This window comes from Mycetocola sp. 2940 (assembly GCF_040548835.1).
Lineage (GTDB): Bacteria > Actinomycetota > Actinomycetes > Actinomycetales > Microbacteriaceae > Mycetocola_A.
In genome coordinates, this window is the sequence record NZ_JBEPSK010000030.1 from 1 (window position 1) to 1,330 (window position 1,330).

At 60.3% G+C, this 1,330-nt stretch carries 1 protein-coding gene; it reads left to right on the forward strand.

Annotated features, from left to right (window positions below):
* Positions 1 to 93: 93 nt before the first annotated feature.
* Positions 94 to 1,254, forward strand: a complete 1,161-nt coding sequence (locus ABIE24_RS17640) for an IS481 family transposase (RefSeq protein ID WP_354502286.1) — start codon at positions 94 to 96, stop codon at positions 1,252 to 1,254.
* Positions 1,255 to 1,330 lie beyond the last annotated feature (76 nt).

Below are 1,330 nucleotides of genomic sequence, written 5' to 3' on the forward strand. Positions count from 1 at the left end.
GTGTCTGGTTTCAGGACATCGTTGACAGATGTGTCGGGACATCGAGGACGTGCGGCATGTATCGAGACATCGTTGACACGGCCACGATGGTGCATGACCAGTCGGAATCAGAATCGTGTCATTGTTCTCTCTGTCGTCAACGGCGGGCTCAGCGTCGGCGAAACGGCCATCCGATTTGGAGTGTCGAGACAGTGGATTTACACCCTCCTCGCTCGTTACCGAGAGGAGGGTGAGAAGGGATTAGAGACCCGATCGCGCCGGCCGCAGCACTCGCCATCCGCAACACCAGTAGACGTTCAAGCAACGATCCTTCAGCTCCGCGACAGTCTCACCTCAGCCGGCTTGGACGCCGGTGCTGAATCAATCCACGACCGCCTGAAACGGGACGGCGCCTCACCATCAGTGCCAACCATCTGGCGGATCCTTCGAGCGGCAGGCGCCGTTACCCCGCAACCGCAGAAGCGGCCCCGCTCGTCATACATCCGCTTCGAGGCCGCTCAACCAAATGAAACCTGGCAATCCGACTTCACCCACTGGCCCCTCGCCGACGGCAGTGACACAGAAATCATCTCCTGGCTGGACGACCACGCCCGTTACCTTCTGCACTGCGTCGCTCACCACCGGATCACCGGCACCATCGTTGTGACCAGCTTCACCGTCACCGCCAACGAACACGGCCTGCCCGCCTCCACCCTCACCGATAACGGCATGGTTTACACCACCCGATTCGCTCGCGGCGGCAGCGGTCCAAACGGGTTCGAACAACTCCTCAACCGGCTCGGCATCACCCAGAAGAACGGCTCACCCAGCCACCCGCAAACCCAAGGCAAGATCGAACGCTTCCATCAGACTCTGAAGCAATGGTTGCGCCGCCAGCCCGCCCCCACCACAATCGCTCAGCTGAACAGCCAACTCGCCACGTTCCAACACATCTACAACGACGAACGCCCACACCGAGCCCTGCATCGCCGCACCCCGGCCGAGGCCTACCAGGCACTTCCCAAAGCAGAGCCTCAACTCCGCTCAGGCAACGAACACTGGCGGGTTCGCTACGACAACGTCGACTCCGGCGGCACCATCACAGTCCGCTACGCCGGCAAACTCCGCCACCTCGGCATCGGACGAGCTCACACGAATACACCCGTCATCCTGCTCATGAACGGTCCAGAGACCATCGTCACAACCCGCACCACCGGCGAGATCCTCGCCGAGCACACCATCAACCCCGACAAGAACTATCAAGCCAAGAAATGACGAAAACCCCCTCCCGAAGGAGAGGGTTTTCAAGAATGTCTCGACACATTTGTCAACGATGTCCCGACACATCACA

What these genes read in the sequence shown, in the direction of transcription:
- ABIE24_RS17640 (WP_354502286.1), top strand. Translation starts at nt 94, where the DNA reads ATGACCAGTCGGAATCAGAATCGTGTCATTGTTCTCTCTGTCGTCAAC.